The sequence below is a fragment of the Rubritalea sp. genome, from assembly GCF_039830215.1.
In the GTDB taxonomy this organism is placed as follows: Bacteria; Verrucomicrobiota; Verrucomicrobiia; order Verrucomicrobiales; family Akkermansiaceae; genus Rubritalea.
Genome location: NZ_JBDOPO010000259.1, coordinates 1 through 7,500, shown reverse-complemented (window position 1 = coordinate 7,500; position 7,500 = coordinate 1). Strand labels below are relative to the sequence as shown.

10 protein-coding genes are annotated in these 7,500 nt (G+C 46.8%); 6 read left to right on the top strand and 4 right to left on the bottom strand.

The window, feature by feature from the left end; translation table 11 throughout:
- Positions 1-338 precede the first annotated feature (338 nt).
- The 3 genes from ABGY95_RS08525 to ABGY95_RS08515 all read left to right on the top strand — a co-directional run bounded on the left by ABGY95_RS08525 (position 339) and on the right by ABGY95_RS08515 (position 1,589).
- A complete protein-coding gene (locus tag ABGY95_RS08525) occupies positions 339-521 on the top strand; it encodes an addiction module protein (protein WP_347441255.1) in 183 nt (60 codons plus the stop codon).
- Positions 522-993: 472 nt separating this feature from the next.
- Positions 994-1,251, top strand: a complete 258-nt coding sequence (locus ABGY95_RS08520; RefSeq protein WP_347441254.1) for a type II toxin-antitoxin system Phd/YefM family antitoxin — start codon at positions 994-996, stop codon at positions 1,249-1,251.
- The gene (locus tag ABGY95_RS08515; RefSeq protein WP_347441253.1) at positions 1,239-1,589 is read left to right on the top strand and encodes a type II toxin-antitoxin system RelE/ParE family toxin; all 351 of its coding nucleotides are present in this window, start codon (positions 1,239-1,241) and stop codon (positions 1,587-1,589) included. The genes ABGY95_RS08520 and ABGY95_RS08515 overlap by 13 nt, the downstream gene beginning before the upstream one ends.
- A 3-nt stretch (positions 1,590-1,592) precedes the next feature.
- Here ABGY95_RS08515 and ABGY95_RS08510 read toward each other — a convergent pair whose 3' ends face one another.
- Positions 1,593-2,582: an IS110 family transposase gene (locus tag ABGY95_RS08510; RefSeq protein WP_347441257.1), complete on the bottom strand. Its 990-nt coding sequence runs from the start codon at positions 2,580-2,582 to the stop codon at positions 1,593-1,595.
- A gap of 799 nt (positions 2,583-3,381) precedes the next feature.
- Between ABGY95_RS08510 and ABGY95_RS08505 the strand changes: the two genes are divergently transcribed.
- Positions 3,382-3,549: a hypothetical protein gene (locus tag ABGY95_RS08505; protein ID WP_347441252.1), complete on the top strand. Its 168-nt coding sequence runs from the start codon at positions 3,382-3,384 to the stop codon at positions 3,547-3,549.
- Between the two features lie 250 nt (positions 3,550-3,799).
- Here the strand turns inward: ABGY95_RS08505 and ABGY95_RS08500 are convergent, their stop codons facing one another.
- From ABGY95_RS08500 to ABGY95_RS08490, 3 genes are all read right to left on the bottom strand, one after another.
- Entirely contained in the window at positions 3,800-4,189 is a 390-nt protein-coding gene (locus ABGY95_RS08500) for a DoxX family protein (protein ID WP_347441251.1), read from the bottom strand.
- Positions 4,190-4,260: 71 nt separating this feature from the next.
- Positions 4,261-4,917 (bottom strand): YceI family protein, encoded by a 657-nt coding sequence (locus ABGY95_RS08495; RefSeq protein WP_347441250.1) that lies wholly within the window; start codon positions 4,915-4,917, stop codon positions 4,261-4,263.
- 36 nt (positions 4,918-4,953) lie between these two features.
- Positions 4,954-5,673: a pirin family protein gene (locus ABGY95_RS08490; RefSeq protein ID WP_347441249.1), complete on the bottom strand. Its 720-nt coding sequence runs from the start codon at positions 5,671-5,673 to the stop codon at positions 4,954-4,956.
- 109 nt (positions 5,674-5,782) lie between these two features.
- Between ABGY95_RS08490 and ABGY95_RS08485 the strand changes: the two genes are divergently transcribed.
- Together ABGY95_RS08485 and ABGY95_RS08480 are read left to right on the top strand one after the other, a co-directional pair.
- The gene (locus tag ABGY95_RS08485) at positions 5,783-6,655 is read left to right on the top strand and encodes a LysR family transcriptional regulator (RefSeq protein ID WP_347441248.1); all 873 of its coding nucleotides are present in this window, start codon (positions 5,783-5,785) and stop codon (positions 6,653-6,655) included.
- 413 nt (positions 6,656-7,068) lie between these two features.
- Positions 7,069-7,395: a glycoside hydrolase family 20 zincin-like fold domain-containing protein gene (locus ABGY95_RS08480; protein WP_347441256.1), complete on the top strand. Its 327-nt coding sequence runs from the start codon at positions 7,069-7,071 to the stop codon at positions 7,393-7,395.
- Positions 7,396-7,500 lie beyond the last annotated feature (105 nt).

The following is a 7,500-nucleotide window of genomic DNA, read 5'->3' as shown; positions in this document are numbered from 1 at the left end:
GAAAATTCAAGGAGCAGGTTAAAACTCAAGTCAGGAGTTTGGCTAAGAGGCAGACGAGGATTCAGAAATACTTCAACTCATCAAAAATATCCTATGCTGCCTGATTTTCCGCCCCATTAATAATGAGCGCCTGTCCGCACTCTCCAACACACTCATAGTCTCTAACTGATGACCAGCTTTAGAGCTCTAACTTCCATGGCAATTCCACCATCACATAAATCCTTAAGTACACTGAGTGGTCATCAGTCGGTGTGCTTTACGTTAGACTAAATTGAGGAGTTGCATGGTAGCACATCGCCATATATATTGTTCATGTGGGCACGATAGAAATAGAGAAAATGACAACTACTGAGCGCCTTGAAACCATGGAGAATCTGTGGGATTCTTTAAGTAGAAGCTCGGATGAAGTTGCCTCACCTAAATGGCATGAAGACGTGCTTACTTCACGTCGCAAGCACATTGATTCTGGAAACGCCAAGTTTTACACACTCGACCAAATTAAGTCTCACTTTTCTAGATAATATCCCGCATGGTGGTTGTCCTAGATCGGGCACGAGACGATATAGAGGCTGCTCGCGATTTTTACGATGAGTGTGAGGTTGGAGTGGGCGAGTATTTCGTGGACTGCATCCTTTCTGATATATCCTCACTTCAATTCTATTTCGGATCGCACAGAGTCCATTTTGGTTTTCACCGTCTTCTTTCGAGACGTTTTCCATTTGCCGTATATTACGAACTCGTAGATGAAGTTGTCTCAGTCGTAGCAGTTTTGGATGTTCGTATGCACCCGTCAAAGATCAGATCAATGGTTGTAAACCGACGTGGCTAACAAGATGCATCACCCAACTGCTGACCAGCTGTAGAGTCAGATTTTCATGACAATTTCATCATCACACAAATCCTTAAGTTCACTGAGTGGTCATCAGTCGGTGTGCTTTAGGTTATGTAAAAATACCGCTTGCAGAATCAACAGTATCACTTTAGTGTCACATTATGCGGGCGGAACTAGTAACTACTTTAAAAAGAAAAGCCACTGACATCATTGCTCAAATATCTGAGGAGCATGAGCCAGTGTTGATTACACAGCATGGTTTACCTGCTGCATACCTAGTAGATGTTGAAACCTATGAATCTATGGAAGCTCGAATTCACCTTCTAGAGGGAATTGCCAAAGGTGAGAAAGCGATCAAGGACGGTCGTGTAGTGTCACATGATGAAGCAACTCGCAGAATGTCCAGATGGCTAGACTAGTTTGGGCTGAACCAGCCCTCCAAGACTTGGAGCAAATCGGTGACCACATCGCACTAGACAATGAGCGCGCAGCTAAGAGTCTCGTTAAGCTCGTTTTTGAGAAGGCAAGCTTACTCGAGACATTTCCTGAGATGTGTTCAGTTCCTCACGATTTGGGTGAGACTGAATACCGTCACCTTATTGTAAGTCCTCTGCGGATATTTTACAGAGTTGAGGGAGATACGGTTTTTATTGTGTACGTCATGCGATTCGAGAAGCTTCTACGGCTTAGCGACATCGAAGGTCGGGATCAAGTTGACGAACAAGATGCTGCGTTGAATAATCAAGGATTAAAATAGGGGTTAAGCACTTATTTCTTGGGGTTTAGGGGCAGTTATGAAACCTTTTTTATTTGGGTTGAATGGCTCGTTAGATTTTAGAATTCCGTAGATTTGGTGGAGTAGTTTTCGCATGATTGCGATGATGATTTGTTTTGGTTTTTTACCATTCTTTTGGAGTCGATCTCCGAACTCCTTAAGAAGGGGGGTATTGGTGCGAGCTTTCATGGCGGGCATGAAGAGAGCCTTACGTAATGCACTAGAGCCAACTTTTGTAATGGGAGTTTGAGTGCGTCCAGAGGTTCCGCTCTCGTAGTGTTGAGGTGTGAGTCCAGACCAAGCTGCGAGCTGTCGTGCGTCCTTGAAGAGGTGAATATCTGGCAGCTCAGCAATGAGAGTATGTTGAGTTATTTCACCTACACTAGGGATGCTGGATAAAAGTGATTTTTGGGAGGTTAAACTTTCAGATTTATCGATTAGATTTTTGATGCGTTTGCAGATGTCGGCTCGCTCTTTTTCCAGAGATTTAATCCTACGTTTGAGAGACCTTAGAACAGGCTGGGAGCTAACAGATTCACACTTTGTTTTGAGTCTGGCGGCATCTTCAGCAATAGAGTTAGAATAGCGATTTAGTTCAGTTATCTCTACTCTGTCTGCGGATTGTGGTATCCATGCAATGAGGTCGTGATGTTCAGATCTAAGGAAGTTTGCGATGAGTTTGGCATCAGCAGTGTCGCTTTTATTACGGCGGATTTTTTGGTTTCCATAGGCTTTGATGCGACGTGGGTTGACTAGATAGACCGCTTCTAATTGGGCTTTATAGAGAGCTTTTGAAAGGAGTTTTCCGTAGTGTCCTGTTTGCTCTAAGCAAGCCGATGTTTTAGATAGATTGGAGTGCGTTTTAAGCCAGGTGATGAGCGCTTTTACCCCAGTTGAGGTGTTTGCAAATTTTGCTGATTGAGCGGATGAAATCGAAAGCAGGTGGCAAAAAAGTTCGGCCTTACCTACATCGATTCCTAGAAATGTTTCTGGTATTGTGTGGAGTTGGATTGTATTTTTTATGTCGTATTTGATTTCTTGAATTGGACTTCAAAACATCGCCAAACTGAAGAGTCACAGTCTCATCAAAACAGATTCTTGAGATCTAAGATGCTGCTCGGACTTGGGGTTTGGTGAGCCACGTGATGCCTTATCTTGTTCACAGACTCATCCGTTAGATTGGAGGTCTTGACGCTGCACCCAACCACTGACACGTTCTAGAGTTCTATTTCCATACCCATTTCAACATCAACCCAAAACTTGAAATACGCTGAGTGTCAGTGATGCGTGAGCTTTACATTTCACATAAAAAATTATGACCAATAAATCATTCGAATCAGATTGAAGATCTTCCGCAAAAAGGCTCCGCTACTAAGAGAGCGCTATCTAGACCAGCGTAAGGTCGAGTTGATCTCAACCCTTCATGTCACTGGGTCTAATTCGACTGAGAAGTTTTGGAATCTCGAAGAACGTGTTCGTCAAGAGGCTAGTATTTTACGTGAATGCCTTGATGGTCATTCAAGATCAAGAATGCTTGAATTCATGCTGACTATGTATCGTTGCAAGATTCTTATAGATAGTGACCTTTGTGATTTCAGTGAAGAGATGAAAGAGAGAATAGTTCGTATCGTAAATGAAGAATACTAAGCTCCACAAGATTCTGCAGCCCAAAGCTGACACGCACGAGAGTCCTAATTACATAACAATTTAACCCTCAACTCCCAATTTGGAGCAGGTTGGTAGTCAGTGGTCGGTGTGCTTTATGTTAGGTTAAATGAAAATATTTTTAACTCTAGTTGTTGCTGTGATGGGGGTGTTGTCAGCACTCTACTCATCTGAGATTTGGTCTGGGATGATCAAACATGATTCAGTCTCAGCCCCTATTACTAACAGCACTAAATCCTTATTCTTTGGGTTTGCTTCATTCGGTATTGCTCTTTGAGTATACAACATTGCACAGGAAAATTTGATCGTCCTTAACTCTATAGTAATACTCCTGCTATTATCGGTTGGTGGCGTATGGAGTTACTGGGTTCAGGTGGAGATGCTCTTCCTATATGACCTTTAGACAGATAAGTTAAGGTACGGCTAAACTAGTTTTGCAGAACAAGACCCTGCGTTGAATAATCCTAGAATCGGCTCTATGCATCAGGAAAGAAGCCCCAGCAATGCTAGGGCTCCGATGCTCGGAACTACTCACCGAGTAGGCCTAGGAACTTATCTTTGGCTGCGAAAAGGAGGTAGGCGGAGAGCACTGAGATTAGGATGACGGGTGGCTGGAGTACAGAGCCGCCGCCGATGATGAAGACTTTGATGGCGAGAATGTTCAGCACGATTGGACCGAGAACCAAGAGACCGATATTACGAGTCTTAGGGATGGCAACCAATATACCACCAGTGATTTCTAGAATCTTAACGCATGCTAAAAACCCTGTAGGAACAATGGCAGCAAAGAACAGAGCGGCTGGTGAACCCTCAGGCATAGCTCCTCCAGCTGGCATGAACTTAAGGAAATAGTTTAGCCCAAAGGTGATGAAGGATAGGCCGAGGAGGATGGCGGCGATGCAGGGTAGTTTTTTCATGAGCGTGTCGAGTTGTTTTTACTGGGACGCTTTCCTCTAGAAAACGTCCCAATGTTCCCTATATTCTAGGATTAGCTGTGTGTCGTGGTTGGCTTTGCGTTGATGTCGAAGCGGATGACAACTTCGTCGTTGATGAGGTCGTCTTGCATGCCTGGGTATTTGACATCGAAGTCGAAGCGATTGATGAAGAAGTCGGCCTTGAGGTTGATGGCATCAGTGGACTGAGCGACGGTGACTGGTATGTCGATCGACTTGGTGACACCGTGGAAGTTAAAGTTACCAGTGAGCAGGTGCGTCTCGCCTTTGGCTCCAGCTTTGGCTTCGATGCCAGTGACTATGAAGGTGCTGGTAGGGATAGCCTCCACGTTGAAAAAGTCAGCAGAGATAAGGTGACCTTGGAGTTTGGTGTCGTCTGCGAATGTACTGGCCATATCGATGGTTACTTCATGACCGCTAGCGGAAAGGGTGTCGCCATCGACGTAGAAATGGCCTGAGAATTTTTTAAATCCACCTTCGTGGCTACCGGTGACTTTGGAGCCTACGAAGGTAATTGTAGAGTCCTCGGTGAAGCTCCACTTTTGGCCAGTGGCTGTAGCGGTGGATACTTCTTTGGCTTCAGATACGGTGGCCGCTGTGGATGAGTCGGCTGGGTTTTCACAGGACACGAGCAGAAGGGTGGTGGCGCCAGTGATGGTAAGTAATGTTGTTGTCATAGTATTATTTTTCATGATGTTAGTTTTTGCTAAGTTTGTTTGTGCTAAAAATTATTTGAGATCGAAAAAGAGAGCTTCGGAGTCCTCTAGGGCTATGAGCGAGATCGAGCCATTTTCTTCCGTAAAAGCAGCGTCACCGGCAGAAATTTCTGCATTGTTGACTTGGAGTTTTCCTTTGATCAGTTGAATCCAGGCTCCGCGGCCCATTGCTAGCTCATGGCTTACAGTATCGCCGGCCTCAAGTTTGATTCGGTAGATAGAGGCGTCTTGGTGGATGGTGGCTGATTGGTCACGGCCATCTGGAGAAATGAGCAAGGCCATTTTAGCATCGCGTTGTTGTTTAGTGGGCGACCAGTCGGTGTAGCTTGGGGTGAGCCCTTGGCGCTCGGGTGTGAGCCAGATTTGGAGCAGGGATGCTTGCTCTTCGTTGGAACCATTGTACTCCGAGTGCGTTATTCCTGAGCCCGCAGACATCAGTTGGATTTGGCCAGGGCGGATGCTCTCTTCGTTGCCCATGCTGTCTTTGTGGTTGAGGGCTCCGCTGAGGACGTAGGTGAAGATCTCCATATCGCGGTGCGGGTGGGTTTGGAAACCACGACCAGCAGCGATGACGTCTTGGTTGATCACTCGTAGGCTACGGAATCCCATTTGTTCTGGGTTGTAGTAGCTAGCGAATGAAAAGCTGTGGCGGGCATTGAGCCAGCCGTGGTCGGCATGTCCTCGATCTTCAGAGCGGAGAACTTGTAGGGTGGGTATTGCTTGCGTTGTCATGGCTACACCTTGGCAAATAGTTCGCCGTTTGTCTCATGCTGAGAGTATTTTCATGGCATGTCTAAAGGGTATGCTTGATTCATGTATGAATGCTTGGTAGGTATGAATCATGCAGATCCGACAATTACGCTATTTCCTCAAAGTCGCCGAAGTGGGCAGTATCACTGCAGCTGCGAAGGAGCTCAGAATGACGCAGCCGGCACTGAGCAGGCAGATCAGAGCATTTGAAGATGACTGTGGTTGGGCGTTGTTAGATCGGGGGGCTAAGTCGGTCCGCCTGACCCGCGCCGGGCAGGTGGTGGTCAAAGAGGGAGAGAAAATGGTGAGAGTTGTTGATAATGGCCTAGTCCGAATGCAGCGTGAGATAGATGGCGGCGTGATTCGGGTGGGGTACGCACCCAGCCTCGGAGGTCACTTGCTAAAGAATGCGATGGGCTGTTTTGTCCAAAGGCACCCGAGTGTGAGAATTGACCTAGTGGATTCCACATCCGAAGAGATGCGCAAGAAGTTGGCTTCGGGTGAAATAGACCTGATGGTTGGGGCGATGTCAGATGATAGTGAAATAGGGTGGACTGTATTGTTAAAGAAACATTTGTGTTTAGCAGTTCCCAAGCAACATCCCTTTTCTAAGAAGCGCGTGGTAGAAGTTAGCAAGTTAGATGGCGAACGGATCTTGTTACTTTCACGGCACGAATACCCAGAATACTACAAGGGGGTCAGCCAATTTTTTAGAGACCATGCGATCAACGCAAAGGTGGCTGGGGAGTTCGATGGGATAGAAAGCCTACGTGTCGCGCTGGAGGCTGGTATAGGTATAGCTCTGGTGGCAGAGGGGGCATCGGTGGCGGAGGGTGTGAAATTATTGAAGTTAAAGCCCCAAGCCAACCCGGTGGTTGTCGCGGTGGGTTGGAGGTCGGATCGGGCATTGGACCAGGTCACAGAAGCATTCGTTGAGGACTTAAAGTATGCCTCAGAGGTGTAGTTGTTTGGAATAAAGTATGTCAGGTTGAGTTGTCTGTTTGAGGTGCAGCACGCTGCTGCGTGATTGGGGAATGGAACCGGTCTGGTATCAAAACAAGACCAGAGGAATAATGTGAAATTTAGCAACCACAACCGTAAGATGGAAGGACACCACTAACGCTACGTGGCTTCTTTTGCTTCTTGAGATTAAGCGGCTTGTGCTTGGACACCACATATCAGGGGGGAACCCAGCTAAACTGGGACTTTTACCTCATCCTGAGTCGATAGAATGGGCGGAAACTGGAGTGTCCTTGAATGAGGTGAAATTCGTGCTGCCAAAGATTAGCGGCGAGAAACTCCGAGTGGCGCAGATTAAGTCGGAGTTCGGGGCTATTTAAAAGCGCAATAAAGTAAGCAAGAGTAACAGCGCAGCAAATTCCCCTACGCTTAGGAAAGGTTGCTGTTCCCGGGCAGTGGGATGGGCAAGAGGACGAGGTGTATAGCTTTGCCGTGGAAAAGCGTGGGGTAGTTATCACAGTCAACCCAGAGGCAGGTCTTCACAACGGAGTGCAGACCTTGCGCCAGTTGATGGTGCATCAGGATGGCAAGACCACCGTGGCAGTTTGCAAGATCACGGATGACCCAGCGTTCCAGATTCGTGGGTTCATGCACGACGGTCTTCGGAACTTGAAGTCTATCGATCAGTTGAAAATGCAGATCGACGAGATCTCTGCCATCCGAATGTGCCGTTCCCTATGGTAAAGACATACCCGCTCGAGTGGAGACTGCTTAGTTTGGTTACCGATAGAGCGATCCTTGAATTGGGAAAAGAGATCGTCACAGACAGCTGTGATGTCGATGGTGCGA